This window comes from Marinobacter sp. CH_CUG1437-1 (assembly GCF_037029655.1).
Classification (GTDB): domain Bacteria; phylum Pseudomonadota; class Gammaproteobacteria; order Pseudomonadales; family Oleiphilaceae; genus Marinobacter; species Marinobacter salsuginis.
In genome coordinates, this window is record NZ_JAYMEW010000010.1 from 14,586 (window position 1) to 38,026 (window position 23,441).

At 58.8% G+C, this 23,441-nt stretch carries 19 protein-coding genes and 1 other RNA gene; 19 read left to right on the plus strand and 1 reads right to left on the minus strand.

Annotated features, from left to right (window positions below):
- Positions 1-29 precede the first annotated feature (29 nt).
- From rnpB to lpxC, 17 genes are all read left to right on the plus strand, one after another.
- Positions 30-379: RNase P RNA component class A (gene rnpB, locus WA411_RS18450), an RNA gene on the plus strand.
- 302 nt (positions 380-681) lie between these two features.
- Positions 682-1,134, plus strand: a complete 453-nt coding sequence (mraZ, locus tag WA411_RS18455) for a division/cell wall cluster transcriptional repressor MraZ (RefSeq protein ID WP_064227001.1) — start codon at positions 682-684, stop codon at positions 1,132-1,134.
- Entirely contained in the window at positions 1,131-2,114 is a 984-nt protein-coding gene (gene rsmH / locus WA411_RS18460; protein ID WP_136631474.1) for a 16S rRNA (cytosine(1402)-N(4))-methyltransferase RsmH, read from the plus strand. The genes mraZ and rsmH overlap by 4 nt, the downstream gene beginning before the upstream one ends.
- Positions 2,115-2,116: 2 nt before the next feature.
- Positions 2,117-2,521 carry a cell division protein FtsL gene (gene ftsL, locus WA411_RS18465; protein WP_153634610.1) on the plus strand — a complete coding sequence of 135 codons (405 nt, stop codon included), beginning with the start codon at positions 2,117-2,119 and terminating at the stop codon, positions 2,519-2,521.
- Between the two features lie 34 nt (positions 2,522-2,555).
- On the plus strand, positions 2,556-4,295 hold the full coding sequence (locus WA411_RS18470) for a peptidoglycan D,D-transpeptidase FtsI family protein (RefSeq protein ID WP_291910326.1): 1,740 nt from the start codon (positions 2,556-2,558) through the stop codon (positions 4,293-4,295).
- A 4-nt stretch (positions 4,296-4,299) separates the two neighbouring features.
- The gene (locus WA411_RS18475; RefSeq protein WP_291910328.1) at positions 4,300-5,784 is read left to right on the plus strand and encodes a UDP-N-acetylmuramoyl-L-alanyl-D-glutamate--2,6-diaminopimelate ligase; all 1,485 of its coding nucleotides are present in this window, start codon (positions 4,300-4,302) and stop codon (positions 5,782-5,784) included.
- A complete protein-coding gene (locus WA411_RS18480) occupies positions 5,781-7,169 on the plus strand; it encodes a UDP-N-acetylmuramoyl-tripeptide--D-alanyl-D-alanine ligase (RefSeq protein WP_291910330.1) in 1,389 nt (462 codons plus the stop codon). The genes WA411_RS18475 and WA411_RS18480 overlap by 4 nt, the downstream gene beginning before the upstream one ends.
- Positions 7,154-8,239 (plus strand): phospho-N-acetylmuramoyl-pentapeptide-transferase, encoded by a 1,086-nt coding sequence (gene mraY / locus WA411_RS18485; RefSeq protein ID WP_064227007.1) that lies wholly within the window; start codon positions 7,154-7,156, stop codon positions 8,237-8,239. The genes WA411_RS18480 and mraY overlap by 16 nt, the downstream gene beginning before the upstream one ends.
- 15 nt (positions 8,240-8,254) lie before the next feature.
- Entirely contained in the window at positions 8,255-9,595 is a 1,341-nt protein-coding gene (gene murD, locus WA411_RS18490; protein ID WP_291910334.1) for a UDP-N-acetylmuramoyl-L-alanine--D-glutamate ligase, read from the plus strand.
- Positions 9,595-10,794, plus strand: coding sequence for a putative lipid II flippase FtsW (gene ftsW, locus WA411_RS18495; protein WP_291910335.1), 1,200 nt, complete (start codon positions 9,595-9,597; stop codon positions 10,792-10,794). Before murD ends, ftsW begins: the two co-directional genes overlap by 1 nt.
- Positions 10,787-11,872, plus strand: coding sequence for an undecaprenyldiphospho-muramoylpentapeptide beta-N-acetylglucosaminyltransferase (murG, locus tag WA411_RS18500; protein ID WP_136631478.1), 1,086 nt, complete (start codon positions 10,787-10,789; stop codon positions 11,870-11,872). The genes ftsW and murG overlap by 8 nt, the downstream gene beginning before the upstream one ends.
- A complete protein-coding gene (gene murC, locus WA411_RS18505; RefSeq protein WP_136631479.1) occupies positions 11,865-13,310 on the plus strand; it encodes a UDP-N-acetylmuramate--L-alanine ligase in 1,446 nt (481 codons plus the stop codon). Before murG ends, murC begins: the two co-directional genes overlap by 8 nt.
- A 1-nt stretch (position 13,311) precedes the next feature.
- Positions 13,312-14,283, plus strand: a complete 972-nt coding sequence (locus tag WA411_RS18510; protein ID WP_069183994.1) for a D-alanine--D-alanine ligase — start codon at positions 13,312-13,314, stop codon at positions 14,281-14,283.
- Entirely contained in the window at positions 14,276-15,115 is an 840-nt protein-coding gene (locus WA411_RS18515) for a cell division protein FtsQ/DivIB (RefSeq protein ID WP_064227013.1), read from the plus strand. The genes WA411_RS18510 and WA411_RS18515 overlap by 8 nt, the downstream gene beginning before the upstream one ends.
- A gap of 36 nt (positions 15,116-15,151) precedes the next feature.
- Positions 15,152-16,387, plus strand: a complete 1,236-nt coding sequence (gene ftsA, locus WA411_RS18520; RefSeq protein WP_008176504.1) for a cell division protein FtsA — start codon at positions 15,152-15,154, stop codon at positions 16,385-16,387.
- A 98-nt stretch (positions 16,388-16,485) separates the two neighbouring features.
- Positions 16,486-17,643 carry a cell division protein FtsZ gene (ftsZ, locus tag WA411_RS18525; protein ID WP_008176500.1) on the plus strand — a complete coding sequence of 386 codons (1,158 nt, stop codon included), beginning with the start codon at positions 16,486-16,488 and terminating at the stop codon, positions 17,641-17,643.
- A gap of 212 nt (positions 17,644-17,855) precedes the next feature.
- Positions 17,856-18,770 (plus strand): UDP-3-O-acyl-N-acetylglucosamine deacetylase, encoded by a 915-nt coding sequence (gene lpxC / locus WA411_RS18530; protein ID WP_136631481.1) that lies wholly within the window; start codon positions 17,856-17,858, stop codon positions 18,768-18,770.
- A gap of 11 nt (positions 18,771-18,781) precedes the next feature.
- Here lpxC and WA411_RS18535 read toward each other — a convergent pair whose 3' ends face one another.
- Positions 18,782-19,228, minus strand: coding sequence for a DciA family protein (locus WA411_RS18535; protein ID WP_069183992.1), 447 nt, complete (start codon positions 19,226-19,228; stop codon positions 18,782-18,784).
- 215 nt (positions 19,229-19,443) lie between these two features.
- Here WA411_RS18535 and WA411_RS18540 point away from each other — a divergent pair, with 215 nt between their 5' ends.
- Positions 19,444-20,397: a M23 family metallopeptidase gene (locus WA411_RS18540; RefSeq protein WP_222466196.1), complete on the plus strand. Its 954-nt coding sequence runs from the start codon at positions 19,444-19,446 to the stop codon at positions 20,395-20,397.
- A 181-nt stretch (positions 20,398-20,578) separates the two neighbouring features.
- Complete coding sequence (secA, locus tag WA411_RS18545) at positions 20,579-23,317, plus strand: preprotein translocase subunit SecA (RefSeq protein WP_291910343.1); 2,739 nt, start codon at positions 20,579-20,581, stop codon at positions 23,315-23,317.
- Positions 23,318-23,441 lie beyond the last annotated feature (124 nt).

The following is a 23,441-nucleotide window of genomic DNA, read 5'->3' on the forward strand; positions in this document are numbered from 1 at the left end:
GGCCATAGGTGCAGGAGTATTGTCTCGCCCGAGCTCGCCAGACAGTCGCCGCCGGTTTTCCGGGGGAGGAAAGTCCGGGCTCCACAGGGCAAGGTGCCAGGTAACGCCTGGGCGGCGCGAGCCGACGGAAAGTGCAACAGAAAGTATACCGCCTAAGCGCCTTCGGGCGCCGGTAAGGGTGAAATGGTGCGGTAAGAGCGCACCGCGTGGCTGGCAACAGTCCACGGCGATGGTAAACCCCACCTGGAGCAAGACCAAATAGGAATCCAATGGCGTGGCCCGCGCTGGATTCGGGTAGGTTGCTTGAGGCCTGTGGTGACGCAGGCCCTAGATGAATGACTGTCCAAGACAGAACCCGGCTTATCGGCGAGCTCGTTTTTTTCCCTTCGTGTGACGTCTGTCATTCTCAGCAGGCGTTCTTTATAGCCAAAAAATCTTAAACCTCACTTGCAGTCTTCAGACTTTTTTGCAGGTATTTGATTTTACTTCTTTTCTTTTCCGTAATCTCACGATTTCATCGAATCCAGCCCTGTAACCTCTTGTCGTTAAAGGAAGTTTTCCAAGAGTGGCGCTGTTTGCGGCGCTTGCATTGTGTATTGCGTGTTTCTATAGTGTGCAGAAGTGGGAAAAAGTGGATTATAGTGGTTTTTTGTGGATATCAGGCACCCAGAGACAGCGTAAATGAGCAATTTTCTTGGCAGTCATGCCATCAATATGGATGCGAAGGGTCGCCTGGCGATCCCCGCCAAGGTGCGCGAAGAGCTCGCGCAGGCCTGTGGTGGGCGCATTGTATTGACGGCAAACGCTGACGAGGAGCGGTGCCTGTTGCTTTATCCCGAGCCCGAATGGGAGGTTTTACGGCCCAAAATCGAGGCGCTTCCGAACATGAACAAAGCGGCCCGGCGTCTCCAGCGCCTGATCCTGGGTAACGCTGCGCCCATGGAGCTGGACTCTGCCGGCCGCATACTGATTCCGCCAACGCTGAGAAGCTATGCCCATCTGGAGAAGAAGCTGATGTTGATCGGGCAAGGCAAGAAACTTGAGCTCTGGAGCGAGGAGCGCTGGTTCGCCTGGCTGGATGAGTCCTCTGATGACGAAGAGATGCCGCCCGAGATGGAGGCGCTGTCCTTATGACCTCCGATCGCAATCAGGAGGCTGGGGCGGTGTACTCGCATCGCTCGGTACTCCTGGATTCGGCGGTCGACTATCTGGTTAACGACCCCGATGGCTATTACGTGGATGGCACCTTCGGACGGGGTGGCCACAGTCGCCTGATTCTGGGCCGTCTCGGAGAGTCGGGTCAGCTGCTTGGCATTGATAAGGATCCGGAAGCAATTCGCGCGGCGCGGGAGCTGGAAGCCCAGGATAGCCGCTTCCACTGTTTTCATGGTTCCTTTGCAGAGCTTGGCGCCGCGCTGGCCGGTCAGGGTTGGCAGACAGTCAATGGCGTTTTGCTGGATCTGGGCGTGTCATCGCCGCAGCTTGATGATGCCTCACGTGGCTTCAGTTTCATGCGGGATGGTCCGCTGGACATGCGCATGAACACCGAGCAATCGCCCAGTGCGGCGGAGTGGCTGGCAACGGCGGAAGAATCGGATATAGCGAATGTGATCTTCCGCTATGGCGAGGAACGGTTCTCCAGGCGCATTGCGCGGCTGCTGGTCGAGCGTCGGCAAGAGGCGCCGGTCGAGACTACTCGTCAGTTGGCGGAGCTGGTCAGCGAGGCCGTGCCCAAGAAAGAAAAGCACAAGCATCCGGCCACCCGGACGTTTCAGGCCATCCGGATTTTTATCAACCGGGAACTGGAGGATCTGGAAATCGGCCTTCAGTCTGCTGTTGACCACCTGGCACCCGGCGGGCGCCTGGTGGTGATCAGTTTTCATTCGCTGGAAGACCGGCTGGTCAAGCGATTCATGAGGGATCTGGCCCGGGGGCCGCAGCTGCCCAAGGGTGTTCCGGTAACCGCGGAACAGGAAGCGTCGGACTTCCGGCTTGTTGGCAAGGCCAGCAAGGCTGGCGCTGACGAAGTAAGTGACAACGTACGTGCCCGCAGCGCAGTCATGCGGGTTCTGGAACGCACAGATACCAGAAAAAACTCGCAGGGGAGCGCGTGACCATGGGCGCGGTAGCCATTGAAGAGCCGGTAAAAACGGCAAAGCTGAACAAACAGAAGGTCCGGGACGGCGTTGCAACTGCAGTCCGGATTTCAAGGCAAGTGTTTGCTGCGACGAAGCAAGGCAGAGTGCTGGTCTCGCTCGGGCTGGTTGCCGTGTTGCTGGCCTCCTCCATCGGCGTGGTGGTCAGTGCTCACGAGAACCGGGAGCTCTTTAATACCCTGTCCCAGCTTCAGTCCGAGCGCGATCGCTACCAGAGCGAGTGGAGCCAGTTGCTGCTGGAGCAAAGCGCACTGAGCGCCCACGGGCGAGTGGAGAAACTGGCGGCCGAGCGTTTCGGCATGGTGGTGCCGGGGCGTCAGGACATTGTTCTGGTACCGCTGATGTCGCCGGTTGCTGACCGATAGTCAACGAAAACAACAACGATTCAGGGTGATCGACGTGTCCGATCAGGGAAAGAAGACAACATGGGGGCAGCGTCTGGCGTCCGGGCTGGCAGCCTGGCGTTTTGGCTCCGTCGTGGGCGTCTTTCTCCTGGTCGTAGGTGTGCTTGGCTGGCGCCTGGTTGACCTTCATGTGGTCGACAACGAGTTTCTGCGCAAGCAGGGAGATGTCCGGACCATCCGGGTTGAGAGTATTGATGCCCATCGTGGTGTGATCACTGATCGTTACGCCGAGCCGCTGGCCGTCAGCACTCCGGTGCAGACCATCTGGGCCAATCCTTCGGAGGCCGATCCCGCCGAGGCGCGACTGACTAACCTCGCGCGGCTTCTGGATATCAATGAGGCTTCCCTCCGGCAGCGTCTGGAAGAGTACTCCGGACGGGAGTTTATCTACCTGCGCCGAAAGGTTCAGCCGGATCTGGCCAGAAAGGTCCTGGATCTGGAGATTGATGGTGTCTACGCCCGCCAGGAGTACCGCCGATATTACCCTGCGGGCGAAGTGACCGCTCACGTTGTGGGCTTCACAGATATTGATGAGCGTGGCCAGGAAGGGATCGAACTTGCCTACAACCAGTGGTTGTCCGGCGAAACCGGCCGCAAGCGTGTTCTGAAAGACAACCGGGGTCGAGTCATCAAGGATCTGACCCTGATTCGCGATGCCAGTCCGGGCCAGAATCTCGCGCTCAGCATTGATCTGCGCCTCCAGTACCTGGCTTACCGGGAACTCAAGGCGGTGGTGGCGGCTCATAATGCCAGAGGGGGCACGCTGGTCATGCTCGACGTGGATACCGGTGAGGTCCTGGCAATGGTCAACCAGGGGTCCTACAACCCCAACGATCGCAGCCAGCTTGCCGCCGAGAATCTCCGGAACAAGGCCATCACCGATCTGTTCGAGCCCGGCTCAACCATGAAGCCGATTACCATGGCGGCCGCCCTGGAGTCCGGCACTTACTCGGTTAACAGCACCATTGATACCAATCCGGGCTTTCGCCGGTTTGGTCGTTTTACCATTCGGGACCACCGCAACTATGGCGTGATGGATATGGCCGAGATCATCGTCAAATCCAGCAACGTTGGAATCAGCCGGATTGCCACCGATCTTGGTGGTGATGTGATTCGCGATCTTTACGCCAGGCTTGGGCTTGGCCAGCCAACGGGTATCGGTTTTCCGGGTGAAGCGGTGGGGGTCTTGCCATCGCCGCCCAAGTGGCGTCCAGTGGAAGAAGCAACGCTGTCTTATGGTTATGGCATGAGTGTGAATGCTCTTCAGCTGGCCCAGGCCTATATGGTGATTGCCAACGGTGGTGTGCGTTATCCACTGAGCCTGGTTCGGCAGGATAAAAAGCCGGAGGGGCAACGGGTGCTGTCGGAGCAGGTAACCCATCAGGTTCGCGCTATGTTGCGCGAGGCAGTGTCGAGGGGAACGGGTAAACGTGCACAGCCGGGATTCTACTCGGCCGGCGGCAAGACCGGGACGGTTCATCTTGTTGGTGCCCAGGGATACGAAGACAGCCAGTACAAGGCGATTTTTGCCGGTATGGCGCCCATTGATAATCCGAGACTGGTTACGGTTGTGGCCGTTGATGCGCCGCAGTCCGGAGAGTACTACGGTGGCGAAGTGGCGGCGCCGGTATTCTCACGGGTAATGAGTGACGCACTGCGACTGTTGAATGTGAAGCCTGAACTGGAAGTGGGAGAGGCCGAAATCGGTTCTTCTGCTACCGGAGAGCGAGGGTAAGCCTATGTGCATCACATCTCTCAGCACGTTATTGCAAGGTATTGTGGCGGTTCCATCGGTCTTCGACGTGACCATTCACGGTCTGAAAACCGACAGCCGGGAAGTCGCCTCCGGCGATGCGTTTATAGCCCTGGCGGGTGCCAAAACGCCCGCTGATTTTTACGTGGACAAGGCGATCACCGCTGGCGCGACGGTCATCCTTTTGGAAACCGAACAGGCCGGCGAGTGCGCAGAGCACCACGGCGCCCTGATAGTGCCTGTTGCCGGCCTGCGCGGTTTGGTGGGTCGAATTGCAGATCGGTTCTTTGAGCACCCCTCCCAACGTCTTCGCCTGATCGGTGTAACCGGTACCAATGGCAAGACATCGGTCTGCCAGTATGTGGCGCAGTTGCTCAGGGAAACTGGTACCCCGTGCGGCATCCTCGGCACTCTGGGCTACGGCATGCCTGGCTCGCTTCAACCAGCAACTCACACCACGCCGGATGCGGTTCAGGTCAATCGTGTCCTGTCCCGGATCGTGAAGCAGGAAGGTCGCGCTGCCGTGATGGAGGTGTCCTCCCACGCGCTGGATCAGGGTCGGGTGGACAACATCTCCATGACCGGGGCCGTGTTTACCAATCTCACCCGGGATCATCTCGACTATCACGGCTCCATGGAAGCCTATGGTGCGGCCAAGGCACGCCTCTTCGAACGAGAGGAGCTGCACTTTTCGGTGATCAACTTTGACGATCCTTTCGGTCGGCAGCTGTTTGAACAGCTTGAAGGCAAATGTGATCGCGTGCGCTACAGCCTTCACGAGGCCCAGACAGAGCTATGGTTGCGCGAGTTCCGGCCAACCGACGACGGTTTTGAAGCGGAAGTGGATGGCGAGTGGGGACGGTTTGTTATCGCGGTTCCCCTGATGGGCAGCTTCAACGCAAGTAATGTCCTGGCGGCGATGGCGACAGTCCTCACGCTCGGGGTTCCGGTCGATCGTGTACAGCAGGCCGTCGGCCGACTCGCGCCGCCCCCTGGCAGGCTTGAGAGATTCGATGGTGCCAATGGGGTCAGAGTGGTGGTTGATTACGCCCACACTGCCGATGCCTTGGCCAATGCCTTGGCTGCACTGCGACCTCATGTGGACGGCGAACTGATTTGTGTTTTCGGTTGCGGCGGTGACCGTGATACCGGCAAACGTCCGGACATGGCCCGGGAAGCCGAGAAGCTGGCGGACCGTGTAGTGGTAACGGACGACAATCCCCGTAGTGAACATCCTGAAGCAATTGCGCGGGATATCCTTGCCGGATTCTCGGATTCAGCAAAGGTGACTGTCATTCATGACCGGGCCGAGGCCATCCAGTCGGCGATCCGTTCTGCTACTCCGAACGACCTCGTTTTGATCGCAGGAAAAGGGCATGAGGCCTACCAGGAAATCGCCGGCCAGAAATACCCATTCAGCGATGCTGAGCAGGTTCGCCACAACTTGAAACTCAACGGGGGTGTGGCATGATGCGCGCCTTTTCGCTGGCCGAAGCCAAGGGTTGGCTCGACGCCGAATGCGCCTCGGGCGACCTCGAGTCAGTGGCGTTCACTGGGGTTTCTACCGACACCCGTACCCTGGAACAAGGGCAGCTGTTCGTGGCGCTTCGCGGCGAAAACTTTGATGGCCACCGGTTCCTGCAACAGGCGTTGGCCAGGGGCGCGGTTGGGCTGGTAGTCGATACGCCTGACAACAGTGTCGACCTGCCCCAGTTAGTGGTAGACGACACGTTGGATGCCCTGGCCAAGCTTGCTTTGGGCAACCGCGGAGAAAGCAAAGCCAGCATTCTTGCTATCACCGGTAGCAGCGGCAAGACCACGGTCAAGGAGATGTGTGCCGCCATTCTCTCGCAGATGGGCAAGACGCTTTCCACAAAAGGCAACCTGAATAATCACATCGGTGTTCCGCTTACCCTGTTTGGTCTTTCGCCAGAGCATCAGTATGGCGTGATCGAGCTGGGTGCCAGCGGGCTGGGTGAAATTGCCCATACGGTTGCCCTTGCGAAGCCCCGCGTTGCCATCCTCACCAATGCGGGCGAGGCCCATCTGGAAGGGTTTGGCAGCTACGAGAATATTGTGCTGGCCAAGGGTGAAATCATTGATGGCGTGGCGGCAGACGGGCTGATGGTGCTGAACCGCGACGATCCGGCTTTCGAGCAGTGGCGAACGCGTGCTGGAGCCCGTCGTGTTGCCGGAGTGAGCCGTCTCGGTTCCGAAGCCGACTATCACGCGGTCCTCGTGAGCCAGGACGCTGGAACCAGAATCCTTCAGGTGAGCGGTCCGGACGGCTGGCAGTGCCGGGTCACCCTGGGACTTGAGGGTGACCACAACATCACCAATATGCTGCTTGCCATCGCAGCCACCCGCGAGCTGGGCGCCAGTGATCGGGCGATTGTCGAAGGGCTGGCCAGTGTTGCGCCGGTAAAGGGGCGGCTCCAGGTTCTGATGCTGTCACCGGAGCTGACGCTGATTGACGACAGTTACAACGCCAACCCGTCCTCCATGAAGGCCGCGCTTGGAGTTCTGGCCGGGCGCGAGGGTCGGAAAGTGGCTGTGCTTGGTGCCATGGCAGAGCTTGGCGCCGAGGCCAGGACCCTGCACCGTGAGGTTGGGGAATGCGCCCGGGAGCGCGGTATTGATCGACTGATTACCGTGGGGCCGGGTTGCGAGGGTTATGCCGACGGGTTTGGAGAGTCCACGGAACTTGGGCTGAGCCACGAGCAGGCCGTCGAATCGGCCATTGGGGACAAAAACACACCATTGACAGTGCTGGTCAAGGGTTCTCGCAGTTCCGCCATGGAGCGTGTGGTGGAGGGGATTAAAGAAAAGGTGAATAACTCATGCTGCTCTGGCTGACAGAGGTTCTATCACAGTATTTTTCGGCACTGACGGTGTTTCAGTATCTGACCCTGCGGGGAATTCTGGGCACACTCACGGCGCTGCTGATTTCGCTGATCATCGGCCCGGTGATGATCCGCAAGCTGAGCCAGTACCAGATTGGCCAGGCGGTGAGGGATGACGGTCCCCAGACCCACCTCAGCAAAGCCGGCACGCCGACCATGGGGGGCGCGCTGATCCTGGTGGCCATTGGCATCAGCACGCTGCTTTGGGCCGATCTTGGTAATCGCTATGTCTGGGTTACGCTCCTGGTGACGCTTCTGTTCGGCGCCATCGGCTGGGTTGATGACTATCGCAAGGTGGTGGAGCGCAATCCGAGAGGTCTGCCGGGTCGCTGGAAATACTTCTGGCAGTCGGTCATTGGTGCCACGGCGGCCGTGGTTCTGTTCTTCAGCTCGGCGTTGCCGCAGGAGACCTCTTTGTACGTGCCGTTCGTCAAACAGGTGTCCCTCACTCTTGGTCCGGTATTGTTCATCCTGCTGAGCTACTTCGTCATTGTCGGCAGCAGCAACGCGGTCAACCTCACTGACGGTCTGGACGGGCTGGCCATTATGCCAACGGTCATGGTCGCTGGTGCACTCGGCATCTTCGCTTACCTGTCCGGGCACGCCCAGTTCGCCAACTACCTCCTGATCCCGCACCTTCCGGGCACCGGTGAGCTTATCGTTTTCTGTGGCGCCCTGGTCGGAGCCGGGCTTGGTTTCCTCTGGTTCAACACCTATCCGGCTCAGGTATTCATGGGTGATGTGGGCGCTCTCGCGCTTGGGGCGGCCCTGGGTGTGGTTGCGGTTATTGTTCGCCAGGAAATCGTCCTGTTCATCATGGGCGGTGTGTTCGTGATGGAGACTATATCGGTGATCCTGCAGGTTGCATCCTTCCGACTGACCGGTCGGCGGATCTTCCGCATGGCGCCGCTGCATCATCACTTCGAATTGAAAGGCTGGCCGGAGCCGAGGGTGATCGTCCGGTTCTGGGTGATCACCGTTGTTCTGGTCCTGATTGGCATTGCCAGTCTGAAACTGAGATAGGAAAGCACAGCAACTATGAGTGTCATTGTTTCGGATCGTCGCACACTGGTCGTAGGGCTCGGTAAAACCGGGCTTTCCTGCGTGCGCTATCTGTCCGAACAGGGACGGGACGTCACTGTGGCCGACAGCCGTGAGGCCCCTCCCGGTCTTGAGCAGCTGAGAGCAGGCTGGCCGGATGTTCCTGTGCACCTGGGGACCTTTGACAAAGAACTGTTTGCCGGCTTCAACGAGCTGGTGGTAAGCCCGGGCATCGCCATTTCGGAGCCTGCCATTGCCGCTGCTGCGGGCCAGGGCGCCAGAATCCGCGGCGACATTGATCTGTTTGCCGAGGCTGCCGATGCGCCCATTGTGGCCATTACCGGTTCCAATGGTAAAACCACCGTCACCACCCTGGTGGGTGAAATGGCAAAGGCCGCCGGCCGGAAGGTCGCTGTCGGCGGCAATATCGGCATCCCCGCGCTGGATCTACTGGGGCAGGGCGCCGATCTGTACGTACTCGAGCTGTCGAGTTTCCAGCTCGAGACTACGGACGAACTGAACGCCCTGGCGGCGACGGTACTGAACGTCAGCGACGATCACATGGATCGTTACCCGAACAAGATGGCTTATTTTCAGGCCAAACAGCGGATTTTCCGGGGCTGCAAGAACGCCGTTGTCAATCTGGACGATGCGCTGAGCACACCCATGGCGAGGGACAACCTCAGGTTCCTGTGTTTCGGCTTCCACCGGGTGAATCCCGAGACCTTCAGTACCCGGGACGATGACCAGGGTACCTGGATTACTTTTGGTTTCGACAACCTTGTGTTGGCCAGTGAACTGAAACTGATGGGGCATCACAATATAAGCAACGTGATGGCTGCGCTGGCACTGGGTCATGCCGCTGGTCTGCCCATGGATGTCATGCTGAAGGTTGCCCGGGAATTCCCGGGCCTGCCGCATCGATGCGAGTTTGTGCGCCGTGTGAACGATGTGGATTTCATCAACGATTCCAAGGGCACCAATGTCGGCGCCACGGTAGCCGCCATTGAAAGCCTTGCACCCGCCAATGGCAAAGTCGTTTTGATTGCTGGCGGTGATGGCAAAGGGGCCGATTTCACTGCACTGGAAGCCCCCATTGCGCTCTATTGTCGGGCGGTGCTGCTGATTGGTCGTGATGCATCGGCGATCGCCGATGTGCTGGGAAGCGGCATTCCGGTTCATCGGATGGACAGCCTCGCCGAGGCGGTCTCTCGCTCCGCGGAGCTGGCGGTGCCCGGGGATCGGGTCCTGCTTTCGCCGGCCTGCGCGAGCTTTGATATGTTCCGTGATTATCTTGATCGCGGTGACCAGTTCCGATCTCTGGTGGAGGGCCTGTGATGCACGCAGATCTTTCCCTGCAGAACCGGAATCAATGGCTGGGCGAGGTCCAACCGCTGCCGATGCTGGTGATCAGTTCGGTCGCCTTGCTGGTGCTCGGGGTTGTCATGATTTCCTCGGCGTCCATGGATATGGCCGCTGAGACCATGGGCAACAGTTACCACTATGTGATTCGCCAGCTGATGTTTGCCGGTCTTGGCTGCCTGCTGGCGCTGGTCGCCGTGAACGTTCCGGTGGCATGGTGGGAGCGCAGTGGCTGGTTGCTCCTGGGCATCGGTCTGCTGGCCCTTGTTCTGGTGCTTACGCCGCTGGGGCGTACCGTTAACGGCTCCACTCGCTGGATTCCGTTTGGGCTGTTTAATGTCCAGGTTTCGGAAGTGGCGAAGCTCTGCCTGATTGCCTATCTGGCCGGCTACGTGGTCCGTCGCCGGGATGAATTGCTCAATACCTGGCCTGGCTTCCTCAAACCGCTGGTGGTTCTTGGTCTGGCATCGGTGCTGCTGGTTATTCAGCCGGATTTCGGTGCCACGGTGGTGCTGGTGACGGCCGCGGCGGGCATGATTTTCCTGAGCGGTGTGCGGCTTAGCCGGTTTGTACCTTTGATCGGTACGCTGGTGGTTTTGGGTGCCATTCTGATCGTTACCCAGCCCTATCGGCTGAAACGGGTTGTCAGTTACCTCGACCCCTGGAAAGACCAGTTCGACAGCGGATACCAGTTGACCCAGTCGCTGATTGCCTTCGGTCGGGGAGACTGGGGCGGTGTCGGCCTGGGCAATTCCATCCAGAAGCTGTTCTACCTGCCAGAGGCACACACCGACTTCATCTTTGCCATTATCGCGGAAGAGTTCGGACTCCTCGGATCGCTGCTGGTACTCAGCCTGTTCACCCTGCTGGTAGTGACCGGTTTTGTCATTGCCCGCCGGGCAGAGAAAGCGGATATGCCGTTCGGCGCCTGTTTTGCCTATGGTCTGACCCTGCTGATCGGCCTGCAGGCGGGCATCAATATGGCGGTCAGTACCGGCCTGTTGCCGACCAAGGGGCTGACCCTGCCGTTGGTCAGTTACGGCGGGTCCAGCCTGATGATCACCTGTATCTGCATTGGCATTCTGGCCCGGGTGGAAATGGAACGGCTTGATCAGGAAAAACTGGCCCGGGAAAAGACCGGCCCGAAGACGCGGGGAGGTGCGGTGTATGACTGAGCAGCGCCGCTTCCTGATGATGGCCGGCGGCACCGGAGGCCATGTCTTCCCGGCCCTCGCAACGGCGAGGGCACTTGAAGCCCGTGGTCACCAGGTGTACTGGCTCGGTGCCAGTGGTGGCATGGAACAGAGGCTGATCGGCGAAACCGATATTCCGCTGTCACTGATTCACATTTCCGGTTTGCGCGGCAAGGGCAAACTGGCCCTGGTGCTGGCCCCGTTCCGCCTGATGCGCGCACTCGGTGAGGCGTTCACCATCCTGCGCCGGATTCGCCCGGACTGTGTCGTCGGTATGGGAGGGTTTGTCACCGGGCCAGGTGGTGTGGCCGCCTGGTTGAACCGCACACCCCTGGTGATTCATGAACAGAACGCCATTGCAGGCATGACCAACCGGATTCTGGTGCGATTTGCAGAAACCGTACTGGAAGCGTTTCCCGGCAGCTTTGGGCCAAAAGTCGTTACCCGCTGTACCGGCAACCCGGTCCGGGAGGATCTCGCGAACCTGCCGGTACCCGAGCAGCGGATGGCAGGACGGGAAGGTGCCCTCAGGTTGCTGGTGGTTGGTGGCAGCCTGGGCGCCCAGGTGTTCAACGAGCAGCTGCCCGAGGCTCTGGCCATGTTGCCGGAGGCCGATCGGCCGGTGGTTCGTCACCAATGTGGTGAGCGCCATGCAGATGCAGCCCGGCAGGCCTATGAGCAACACGGGGTTGAAGCCAGCGTGGAGCCGTTTATCAAGGATATGGCAGAGGCCTATCAATGGGCCGATCTGGTGCTTTGCCGGGCCGGCGCACTCACGGTTTCCGAACTGTGTGCGGCCGGTATCGGCGCAGTACTGGTGCCATTTCCCCACGCGGTGGATGACCACCAGACGAAAAATGGCCAACAGATGGTGGCGGCGAAAGCAGCCATCCTCATCCCCCAATCGAAGATGACCCCGGCGGTGCTGGCGGAAACTCTGGGCGATCTTGCCCGGGATCGCAGCCGGGCAACAGATATGGCAAAGGCCGCTCGAACGCTGGCCCGCCCCGATGCAACGGAGAGAGTCGTGAATTACTGTCTGGAGGCCGCCAATGGCTGATGCAACCAATCCGCCCCTGGTCTATCAGGTGCCTGAAATGCGCCGGATCCGTCACATCCACTTCGTGGGGATTGGTGGTGCAGGGATGAGCGGCATCGCCGAGGTGCTCAAGAACCAGGGCTACGACGTTTCCGGGTCGGATCTGAAAGAAGGTGCGGTGACCGATCGCCTGAAAGCCATGGGCGTTGAAGTCCAGATCGGCCACCGGGAAGAAAACAGCGCCAGTGCTGATGTGGTTGTGGTTTCTTCGGCGGTATCCGCGGAAAACCCGGAAGTTGTGGCCGCACGCAGTCGTCGGGTGCCGATCGTACCCAGGGCAGAAATGCTGGCGGAAATCATGCGCTACCGTCATGGCATTGCCGTGGCCGGAACCCACGGCAAGACCACCACCACAAGCCTGATTGCATCCATTCTGGGCGAGGCGGGTCTGGACCCCACTTTTGTCATTGGCGGCAAGTTGAACAGCGCCGGTACCAACGCCCAGCTGGGCGGATCCCGTTATCTGGTGGCGGAAGCCGATGAGAGCGATGCCTCCTTCCTGCATTTGACGCCGGTGATTTCGGTGGTGACCAACATCGAAGCCGACCACATGGATACCTATGGCGGCGATGTTGAAAAACTGAAGCAGACCTTTGTGGATTTCCTGCACAACCTTCCTTTCTATGGCATCGCGGTGATGTGCGTAGACGATGGGTACGTTCAGGAAATCATTCCCCGGATTTCCCGGGCGATCATTACTTACGGCATTGACAACCCGGACGCGGACTACCGTGCCGAAGGCATCCACTCTGACGGTCTGCGCACACACTTTGTTGTTAAGCGACCGGCTGGACGGAGCGATCTGACCGTCGAGCTGAAAATGCCGGGCCGACATAACGTACTGAACGCGCTGGCGGCCATTGCCGTGGCCACAGACGAAGGCGTTGACGACGATGCCATCTGCCGGGGGCTGGCTGGTTTTGCCGGTGTCGGGCGCCGGTTCCAGGTTTACGGCGATTACAAGACACCCAAGGGTACAGTGACGCTGGTAGACGATTACGGTCATCACCCGACGGAAGTGGAGGCAGTGATCCGGGCGGCACACGATGCCTGGCCGGACCGTCGCCTGGTCATGCTTTACCAGCCGCATCGGTTTACCCGGACACGAGACCTTTATGAAGACTTCGTTCGGGTCCTCTCTGAAGTGGACGCGTTGCTGCTGATGGACGTGTATTCCGCCGGCGAACCGGCGATTCCGGGTGCCGATGGTCGGGCCCTGTGTCGCAGCATTCGCCAGCGCGGGCAGGTGGAGCCGGTCTTCGTCGAGGATAACCGGGAGATCGAAGCCCTGTTGGCCAATGTTCTGAAGGATGGTGACCTGCTGATAACCCAGGGAGCAGGCGATATTGGCGGTGTGGCTTCGCGGCTGGCGGCCGCGGGAGTGATTGCGGGTGAGTGATATGCATCATAACGAAACGCAGGCCTATCAGGCAGATCCCGAGCTCGTAAGGGCCCTCGGACGAGTCGCTGTCTTCATGGGCGGCGATTCCGCAGAGCGGGAAGTGTCCCTGAAAAGCGGCAAGGCGGTACTGGCAGCACTGGTATCTGCGGGCGTGGATGCCTACGCGGAGGACGTTCAAGGCTGTCTTCTGAAAACGGTCGATAATCCGCAATTTGATCGTGTCTTTATTGCCCTGCATGGCAGGGGCGGCGAGGACGGTACCTTGCAGGCCATCCTTTCGCAGGCCGGGATTCCGTATACCGGCAGTGAGGTTCTGGCCTCCGCCCTGGCCATGGACAAGCTCAGAACGAAGTACGTCTTCGAAGGTTGCGGCCTGCCGACGCCGAAGTTCCGGACCATGACCAGCGTCGACCAGGCGGACCAGATTATCGGTGAATTGCGCGCGCCACTGAGCGTGAAGCCTTCCCGGGAAGGTTCCAGTATCGGTATCCGGAAGGTGCATACCGCCGCCGAGCTGGCAGATGCGTACGAAGCTGCGGCCGCGCTGGACAGCCTTGTGCTGGTGGAGGAATGGATCGAGGGGCCCGAGTTCACCGTCAGTCTGTTGCAGGATCAGGCGCTTCCGGCCATCGGTCTGAGTGCCAGCACTGAGCACGTTTTTTACGATTATGACGCCAAGTACCTGGCGGACGACACCCGATACCAGATTCCCTGTGGATTGGCACCCGAGGACGAAGTTCGCCTCCAGCACCTGGCTCTGGATGCGTTTCGGGTTGTTGGCTGCCGGACCTGGGGGCGGGTTGACATCATGCAGGACAGCGACGGTCAGTTCTGGCTGTTGGAAGTCAACACGGTGCCCGGAATGACCGACCACAGCCTGGTGCCCATGGCAGCGAAGGCGGCAGGCATCAGTTTCGAAGAGCTGGTGGTCCGGATACTGAAGGACACCCTGGAGGGCGCCGATGCTTGAAACACTGCTGATCCGGAGCCGGGCGACACCGTCCGAGCCCCCGCGACGCCGGGGGGCAACGTCCCTTGGTCCTGAGCGGGACCGGTTTGGAGTGTTGAAAGGTGTGCTGGCGGCCGTGCCCTGGCTTCAGGTGGGCATGGGCGCCGTGATTGTATTGTTGGCCGCGCTGGTGCCCTGGGGCACCGGAAAGGTGCTGGGGGCCATGGATCAGCAGATCCTGGCGGTGGATGTAAAAGGGGATTTCGTGGGCGACAGCCGGGTGGCTATTGAACGTGCGGCTGGCGACTGGATCGGCAAGAGCTATTTCGCCACGGACCTCTCAGAAATCAAGGAAAGCCTGGAGCGCCGGCCCTGGGTTGAGTCCGCTGCCGTGCGCCGGGTCTGGCCGGATCGGCTGGTGATCGATATCCGGGAAAAAAAGCCCCTGGCTTACTGGACCGACGGGCGCCTGGTCAGCCGGACTGGAGAATTGTTCGCGCCGTCCAACCCGGAAGTGGCGGGGCGGTTACCGAGACTCGCGGGGCCGGATGAAAGGGTGCGGGATGTGATCAATATGGCGCGGACCATGAGTGACAAGCTGGTCGCCCGGGGACTGGGATTTTCTGGCCTGGCCCTGGAGCACCGGGGCGCCTGGACCCTGCAGCTGGCCAATGGCATCGAAGTGGTGCTTGGCCGGGATCAGGTGGAGCAGCGATTCGAGCGGTTTATCACGGTTTATGAAAACCGGCTGGCAGCACGGTCGGACGAAGTCAGTCGGGTGGATGCCCGTTACACCAATGGTGTGGCGGTCAAATGGAAAGCTGTCGAGACAGCCTCCAGCCCAAAATCATAGCAACGGTTAATTCAGACCTACGGTTTGGTGGAACACATGTCATCGGTTGAAACGGAAAACATGATTGTCGGCCTCGATATCGGAACCTCCAAGGTGGTTGCGATTGTCGGCAAGCGCAAGATGGACGGCACCATCGAAGTGGTGGGCATTGGCTCTCACCCTTCCCGGGGCCTCAAGCGTGGAGTGGTGGTGAACATCGAAACCACCGTCCAGGCCATTCAGCGCGCTGTGGAAGAGGCAGAGTTGATGGCCGGTTGCCGCATTCACTCGGTGTATGCGGGCATTGCGGGCAGCCATATCAAGAGCCTGAACTCCCACGGGATCGTTGCCATCCGTGACCGTGAAGTCACCCAGGCCGACATTGACCGGGTGATTGATGCCGCCCAGGCGGTCGCGATTCCGGCAGACCAGAAGATCCTTCACATTCTGCCCCAGGAGTTCGTGATCGACAGCCAGGAAGGCATCAAGGAACCCATGGGGATGTCCGGTGTGCGCCTGGAGGCAAAGGTTCACCTGGTGACCTGCGCGGTGAATGCCGCCCAGAACATCGAGAAATGCGTCAAGCGGTGTGGCCTCGAGGTGGATGACATCATCCTGGAGCAGCTGGCTTCCAGTCACGCCATCCTCACCGAAGACGAAAAGGAACTTGGGGTCTGCGTCGTCGATATCGGTGGCGGCACCACCGACATTGCCGTGTTTACCGGCGGTGCGATTCGACACACGGCGGTAATTCCGATCGCCGGCGACCAGGTCACCAACGACATTGCCATGGCACTGCGCACACCCACGCAGAACGCCGAAGAAATCAAGATCAAGTATGCCTGCGCCCTGACCCAGTTGGCCGGCGCGGATGAAACCATCAAGGTGCCCAGTGTGGGCGATCGCGCACCGCGGGATCTTTCCAGGCAGGCCCTGGCTGAGGTGGTGGAGCCGCGTTACGAGGAGCTGTTCACCCTGGTGCAGTCGGAATTGCGCCGGTCCGGGTTCGAGGATCTGATTCCGGCAGGCATCGTGATAACCGGCGGTTCGTCCACCATGGAAGGGGTGGTGGAACTGGCCGAAGAGATCTTCCACATGCCGGTAAGGCTGGCCTGTCCGCAGGCAGTTTCCGGCATGACGGAGGTAGTCAATAACCCCATCTACGCCACCGGCGTCGGGTTGTTGATTCATGGTTTCCGCCAGATGGACCTGGGGCGGGCACCGGTGCTCAAGGGTGAAGATGCACCCTCGCTGTTTGAGCGCATGAAAGCCTGGTTTACCGGTCATTTCTGACGGAACCGGGTGGGTAGTACACGAAGGTATCTCGAAAACACAATCTCGAACAAACAGCCCGGAACAAGGGCTGAAAACAGCACGAAGGAGTAGGGGAAATGTTTGAACTCGTCGATAATGTCCAGCAAAACGCTGTCATTAAAGTCGTCGGTGTAGGCGGTGGTGGCGGTAACGCCGTTCGCCATATGCTTAACAGCGACATCGAAGGTGTGGAATTTATCTGCGCCAACACAGATGCGCAGGCGCTGACCGATATGGACGCGCGCCAGATCATTCAGCTCGGTGGCAACATCACCAAGGGTCTGGGTGCCGGCGCCAATCCGGAGGTTGGTCGTCAGTCCGCCCTGGAAGATCGTGATCGCATTGCCGAGGCCATCAAGGGCGCGGACATGGTTTTCATCACCGCAGGTATGGGCGGTGGCACCGGTACCGGTGCTGCGCCGATCGTGGCGGAAGTGGCCCGTGAGCTCGGCATTCTGACCGTTGCCGTGGTCACCAAGCCGTTCATGTTCGAAGGTGGCAAGCGCATGAGCGTTGCCGAATCCGGTCTGAAAGAGCTGGAAGAAAGCGTCGACTCCCTGATCACCATCCCCAACGAGAAGTTGCTGGCCGTGATGGGCAAGAAAACCAGCCTGCTGGACGCCTTTGCCGCCGCCAATGACGTGCTTCTGGGTGCGGTTCAGGGCATCGCCGACCTGATTACCCGCAACGGTATGATCAACGTCGACTTTGCCGACGTGAAGACCGTCATGTCCGAAATGGGTATGGCGATGATGGGCACAGCTCGCGCGACTGGCGAAAACCGTGCGCGGGAAGCCGCCGAAGCGGCCGTTCGCAGCCCGCTGCTGGAAGACATCAACCTGCAGGGTGCCAAAGGTATTCTGGTCAACATCACCGCCGGTATGGACCTCAACCTGGGCGAATTCTCCGAGGTTGGCGACATTGTGCGCGAGTTTGCGTCTGATTCTGCCACGGTGGTTGTTGGTACCGTCATCGATCCGGAGATGACCGACGAACTCAAGGTAACGGTTGTTGCGACCGGTCTGGGCGGTGATCGCGAGAAGCCGACCAAGGTAGTGGACAACACCCGCACCCTGGACGGCAAAACCGATTACAACCAGCTGGATCGTCCTGCTGTTCTGCGTCGCCGGGCCGTTTCCCACGGGAACGTAGCTATCGACCAGAGCAAGGACAGCGAGGAGCAGGGTGTCGACTATCTCGATATTCCCGCATTCCTCCGTCGTCAGGCTGACTGATAATCTGGTGCAATTGTGATCCGGTTCCGGTTTGTCATCGAAATATGGAACCCGAAAACCGGTGAATACGTGCACCGATTGCCAATAGTTGCGCGCTGAATGAACATTCGGCAACAACGGATTGGTTAAATGGTATTCAGTCTTATTTTCTGATATTCTCCGGGCAGATTTTTGCCTAGAATATCGCCTTTTTGTGACGGAATTATGTACCGATGATCAGACAACGGACACTTAAAAACACCATCCGTGCCACCGGTGTTGGCTTGCACTCGGGTGAGAAGGTCTATCTGACCCTCAAGCCCGCCCCGGTGGACTCCGGTATCATCTTCCGCCGTACCGATCTGGACCCGATGGTTGAGATTCGTGCTTCTGCGGAAAATGTGGGTGAGACCATGCTGTCCACGACGCTGGTAAAAGACGGTGTCCGTGTGGCGACTGTTGAGCATTTGCTCTCGGCCATGGCTGGTCTCGGGATTGACAACTGTTTCGTCGAGCTTAGCGCCGCGGAAGTGCCCATCATGGACGGCTCTGCCGGTCCGTTTGTGTTTCTTCTGCAATCCGCCGGTATTGCCGAGCAGGATGCGGCCAAGCGTTTTATCCGCATCAAGCGTGAGGTTACGGTTGAAGAAGGCGACAAGAAAGCGACCCTGCTGCCTTTCGAGGGCTTCAAGGTCAGCTTCGGAATCGACTTTGATCACCCGGTGTTCAAAGGCCGCGCCCAGACCGCAACCGTTGATTTTTCCAGCACTTCCTTTGTCAAGGAAGTGAGCCGCGCACGGACCTTCGGGTTCATGCGTGACATCGAAAAATTGCGTGCCATGAACCTCGCCCTTGGTGGCAGTGTGGATAACGCTATCGTTGTGGATGACTACAAGATCCTCAACGAAGACGGTCTGCGCTATGACGATGAATTCGTGAAGCACAAGCTGCTTGATGCCATCGGTGACCTTTATCAGTTGGGTAACAGCCTGATTGGTGAGTTCCGCGGTATCAAATCCGGTCACGATCTGAACAACAAGCTGTTGCGCAAGCTCAGGGCAGAAGAGGATGCCTGGGAAGTGGTTACCTTTGATGATGAGGCCACTGCCCCGATTTCCTACATGAAGCCCGTGCTGGCGGCGGGTTAAAGCCGGACGCTTTAATCCCGGACGTGGCTAGCGAGTTTTTCGAGAACCTCGCGTAATGCTTTATCCTTCGTGTGCCCGGCTTCCTCTTTGAGGAGCCGGGCATTTTCTTTACTCAAGGGCTCTTTCTTGAACACCGGTTTTTCCCGGAATCGTGGCGGCGCAACCTTGACCCTCAGTTTCCAGACGAACCGGAAGAGTTCATTCTCTCTAAGCTTTTCCATGATCTCGTGCTGGCGGAACCGGATCTGACTGGCCTTCCCGGCGGTTTCGGCTGTCAGAGCCAGTTCGCCGTCTTTGCAGCTGACAAAGCGTGTGCCCTTAACCAGATCCTGCGGTAGGGCTGCGAGAACTTCTGCCTCTGCCTGTCGGTGAAGTTCGGCCTTTGCCACTAGATCCTTGAGTACCGGGGTCTTGCCCAGCTTGTCGAAGGTCATTTTTTGCTCGCTTTTGCGTTTCATGGTGGCGTTTTTACTCGACGGCTCCGTTTACGATTAGTTACACTTCGGCACGGTTTATGCGTAGTGCCTGTATTACACTCGTTTTACATTGTGATAAATGAGTATGTCTACCGGGCGCTGCAATTTTTTCAGTATGTAGCTGTTGCCAAAGGATGGCAGACCCCCTTCGGATTTTTCCGGGGCGCAACACTACAGGATGCGGTTGCGGCTCAACGATGAAACCTGATGATGATATGAACATTATTTTCGTTGGCAAACACCACGGAAAATCCCGGGTGTTGTCTATCAACAGTACGCTTGCTGTTGCTCTGCTGTTTCTGGTGCTTTCCCTGCTGGTTGCCGCGGGTTGGGCCGGTTACCAGACGGCGATTGAGCAGGTAGAGGCCAGGGAGCCCACCAACGCCGAACTGGTGGCCGAGTGGCAGCTGAAGCTGGCAGAGCAGAAGGCGGAGTTGGCCAACATTGAAGAGAACGTCCAGCAACAGGTAGATGCATTGACTCTGCGCCTGGGCGAGATTCAGGGCCGGTTATTGCGCCTGGATGCCCTGGGCCAGCGTTTTGTGGAATCCGGCCTGGTGGCCAGCGATGAATTCAACTTCGATCAGCCTGCTGCGGTGGGTGGCCCGGAGGATGCATTGTCCGGCGATTCCTTCTCCGCGCCCGAGCTGACCCGCATGATCGAGGAGATGGAATGGCGAATCGAAGACCGTGAACAGCAACTTCGTTTGCTCGACCAGTTGGCATCCAGCAAACGGCTTGAGGACGAACTGTACCTTGAAGGTCGCCCGATAACCTGGGGTTGGCTGTCCTCCAAGTACGGCTACCGTTCCGATCCGTTTACCGGCAAGCGTACCTGGCATGCCGGGGTTGATCTGGCCGGTAAGGATGGCAGCGATATTATCTCGGTTGCGGGCGGTGTGGTGACCTATGCCGGCGAGCGCTATGGCTACGGTAACCTTGTTGAAGTCGATCATGGCGATGGTCTGATCACCCGCTATGCTCATTGCAAGACGATCAAAGTGGAAGTGGGTGATGTTGTTCAGAAGGGCCAGGTAGTCGCGCTGATGGGCAGTACCGGGCGTTCCACCGGTCCTCATGTGCATTTTGAAGTCATTCGGAATGGCAAGTCTGAAAACCCGGAAACCTACATCAAGCGTGCCAGCCGCTGATCCGGTCCCGGCGCCGCAGCTTTCACAATCTCTCCGTCAACCGGCTCCGGGCCGGTTTTTATCTGTGAATCCGGTGCCTCACCGGCGACTTCTTGCGCCTGTGTGAGGCCTGCCTTTTGTCCTGTTACAAAATAAGGTTAGAATGCCGGCTTCCTCCGTTTAATCAAAGAAGCAGTGGTCTATGTTCACAAAGCTTGCAACTAAGATGTTCGGCAGTAAAAACGCCAGAGAAATCAAGAGAATGCGTAAATCTGTCATACGCATCAATGAGCTTGAAGAGCAGTATGGCAATCTGTCCGACTCCGAGTTGCAAGGTAAGACCGCGGAGTTCCGTCGCCGGCTTGATGAAGGCGAATCCCTCGACGCCCTGCTGCCTGAAGCCTTCGCGACCGTGCGTGAAGCAGGCCGTCGCGTTATGGGAATGCGCCATTACGACGTCCAGCTGATCGGTGGTATCACCCTGCACGAAGGCCGTATCGCGGAAATGAAAACCGGTGAGGGTAAAACTCTGGTTGCCACTGCTGCGGTGTATCTGAACGCGCTGCCCGGCAAAGGCGTCCACGTGGTTACCGTGAACGATTACCTGGCCCGCCGTGATGCCGAGTGGATGGGTAAGCTCTACCGGTTCCTGGGCATGCAGGTGGGTGTAGTGGCCTCGGGCCAGCCGGCGGAAGAAAAGCGCGCGGCGTATCAGGCGGATATTACCTACGGTACCAACAACGAATTTGGCTTCGACTATCTGCGTGACAACATGGCGTTCAGTACCGAGGACAAGGTCCAGCGCGGGCTGAACTACGCGATCGTGGACGAAGTGGACTCGATACTGATCGATGAGGCCAGAACGCCGCTGATCATCTCGGGTGCGGCTGAGGACAGTTCAAAACTGTACCAGGCCATCAATGAGCTGATTCCGGGCCTGGAAAAAGGTGAGGTGCCTGAAGAGGGTGAGCCTACCGGCGACTTCACCATCGACGAAAAATCCCGCCAGGTGGAATTGACCGAGGGCGGTCACGAGAAAGTTGAAGAATTGCTGCTTGAGCGTGGCCTTCTGAAGGAAGGAGAGAGCCTGTATTCAGCGGCCAACCTCAGCCTGTTACACCACGTGCACTCGGCACTGCGCGCCCACCATCTGTTCCAGAAAGACGTGGATTACATTGTTCAGGGCGGCCAGGTGGTGATCGTGGACGAGCATACCGGCCGTACCATGCCGGGGCGCCGCTGGAGCGAAGGTCTGCACCAGGCGGTTGAGGCCAAAGAAGGCGTCAAGATTCAGGCCGAAAGCCAGACTCTCGCGTCCACGACGTTCCAGAATTATTTCCGGCTTTACGACAAGCTGGCCGGCATGACCGGTACCGCAGACACCGAAGCTTTCGAATTCCGTCAGATCTACGGGCTCGACGTGGTGGTCATTCCGCCCAACAAGCCGATTCAGCGGACCGACTACAACGATCTGGTGTATCTGACTCAGGAAGAGAAATTCCACGCGATCATTGATGAGATCAAGGATGTCACCGCCGAAGGGCGCCCGATCCTCGTGGGTACCGCGTCTATCGAGGCCTCCGAGCTTCTTTCTGTGCTGCTCAAAAAGGCGCGGATCGAACACAAGATCCTGAACGCCAAGCAGCACGAATCCGAAGCCCATATCATTGCCCAGGCGGGCCGGCCGGGCGCAGTCACCATCGCCACAAACATGGCCGGTCGTGGTACCGATATCGTACTCGGCGGTAACTGGGAACACGAAGTCGCCGCCATGGAGAATCCCTCGGAAGAGGAGGTTGCCCGGGTCAAGGCGGAATGGACCGAGCGCCACAATCAGGTTCTTGAGGCCGGTGGTCTGCACATCATTGGTACCGAGCGTCACGAATCCCGCCGGATTGATAACCAGCTTCGTGGCCGTGCCGGTCGCCAGGGCGATCCCGGTTCCTCACGGTTCTTCCTGTCCCTGGAAGACAACCTCATGCGTATCTTCGCACCTGACCGGGTCAAGAGCCTGATGCAGGCAATGGGCATGAAAAAGGGTGAGGCCATTGAACACCGGATGGTGACCAACGCGATCGAAAAGTCCCAGCGCAAGGTCGAAGGCCGCAACTTCGATATGCGGAAGACGCTGCTGGAATACGACGACGTGGCCAACGATCAGCGGACGGTCATCTACGACCAGCGTAATGAGGTCATGTCCTCAAACGACATCTCGGACATGGTCAAGACCATCCGGGAGGACGTTGTCGATTCGCTGATCAGTGAATACATCCCGCCCCAGAGCATGCCCGAACAGTGGGACATCACTGGTCTGGAAGCACAGCTCCAGTCCGAGATGGCCATTGATCTTCCAGTACAGAAGTGGCTGGAAGAAGATAACAAGCTGTATGAGGAAAACCTGCGCCAGAAGATTCTGGACGAGATTGTCGCCGCCTACGAAGCCAAGGAAGAAATCGCGGGCTCCGAGGCCATGCGCAAGTTCGAGAAGCAGGTATTCCTGCAGGTGTTGGATACCCTTTGGAAAGAGCATCTTTCCAACATGGACCATCTGCGCCGGGGCATCCATCTGCGGGGTTATGCCCAGAAGAACCCCAAGCAGGAGTACAAGCGCGAGGCGTTCAATCTGTTTGAAACCATGCTTGATACCATGAAGCGGGACGTCACCCGCGTGCTCTGTCATGTTCGTGTCCAGAGCCGTGAAGAAATGGAAGAAGTCGAGCGCCGTCGCAAGCAGGAACTGGAAGAAGAGCTTGCCAGGGCTCGCCTGCGCCACGATGAGACCAGCGCCACGGCCCAGAGTCAGGGCGAGGGCAACGCCGACGATTCCCGCCAGTCGACCCCCGAAACCTTCGTTCGACAGGAGCGCAAGGTGGGTCGAAATGAACCCTGCCCCTGCGGGTCCGGCAAGAAGTACAAGCAGTGTCATGGCAAGGTCAGCTAATACAGAATACTGACTGCACCATCGGAACCCGCAATCTGCCAGCCATGACTGGTGGGCTGCGGGTTTTTTCGTTTCCAGCGGGTTGGGCGGTACTTCGAGCGCAATCCCAGACAAGAGGAGTGGC

Coding starts and splice junctions, on each gene's coding strand:
- ftsZ (WP_008176500.1), top strand. CDS start 16,486: ATGTTTGAACTCGTCGATAATGTCCAGCAAAACGCTGTCATTAAAGTC.
- WA411_RS18510 (WP_069183994.1), top strand. CDS start 13,312: ATGCATCATAACGAAACGCAGGCCTATCAGGCAGATCCCGAGCTCGTA.
- mraZ (WP_064227001.1), top strand. CDS start 682: ATGAGCAATTTTCTTGGCAGTCATGCCATCAATATGGATGCGAAGGGT.
- ftsW (WP_291910335.1), top strand. CDS start 9,595: ATGCACGCAGATCTTTCCCTGCAGAACCGGAATCAATGGCTGGGCGAG.
- WA411_RS18540 (WP_222466196.1), top strand. CDS start 19,444: ATGAAACCTGATGATGATATGAACATTATTTTCGTTGGCAAACACCAC.
- WA411_RS18535 (WP_069183992.1), bottom strand. CDS start 19,228: ATGAAACGCAAAAGCGAGCAAAAAATGACCTTCGACAAGCTGGGCAAG.
- lpxC (WP_136631481.1), top strand. CDS start 17,856: ATGATCAGACAACGGACACTTAAAAACACCATCCGTGCCACCGGTGTT.
- murG (WP_136631478.1), top strand. CDS start 10,787: ATGACTGAGCAGCGCCGCTTCCTGATGATGGCCGGCGGCACCGGAGGC.
- WA411_RS18480 (WP_291910330.1), top strand. CDS start 5,781: ATGATGCGCGCCTTTTCGCTGGCCGAAGCCAAGGGTTGGCTCGACGCC.
- WA411_RS18515 (WP_064227013.1), top strand. CDS start 14,276: ATGCTTGAAACACTGCTGATCCGGAGCCGGGCGACACCGTCCGAGCCC.
- ftsL (WP_153634610.1), top strand. CDS start 2,117: ATGGGCGCGGTAGCCATTGAAGAGCCGGTAAAAACGGCAAAGCTGAAC.
- ftsA (WP_008176504.1), top strand. CDS start 15,152: ATGTCATCGGTTGAAACGGAAAACATGATTGTCGGCCTCGATATCGGA.
- secA (WP_291910343.1), top strand. CDS start 20,579: ATGTTCACAAAGCTTGCAACTAAGATGTTCGGCAGTAAAAACGCCAGA.
- murC (WP_136631479.1), top strand. CDS start 11,865: ATGGCTGATGCAACCAATCCGCCCCTGGTCTATCAGGTGCCTGAAATG.
- rsmH (WP_136631474.1), top strand. CDS start 1,131: ATGACCTCCGATCGCAATCAGGAGGCTGGGGCGGTGTACTCGCATCGC.
- mraY (WP_064227007.1), top strand. CDS start 7,154: ATGCTGCTCTGGCTGACAGAGGTTCTATCACAGTATTTTTCGGCACTG.
- WA411_RS18475 (WP_291910328.1), top strand. CDS start 4,300: ATGTGCATCACATCTCTCAGCACGTTATTGCAAGGTATTGTGGCGGTT.
- murD (WP_291910334.1), top strand. CDS start 8,255: ATGAGTGTCATTGTTTCGGATCGTCGCACACTGGTCGTAGGGCTCGGT.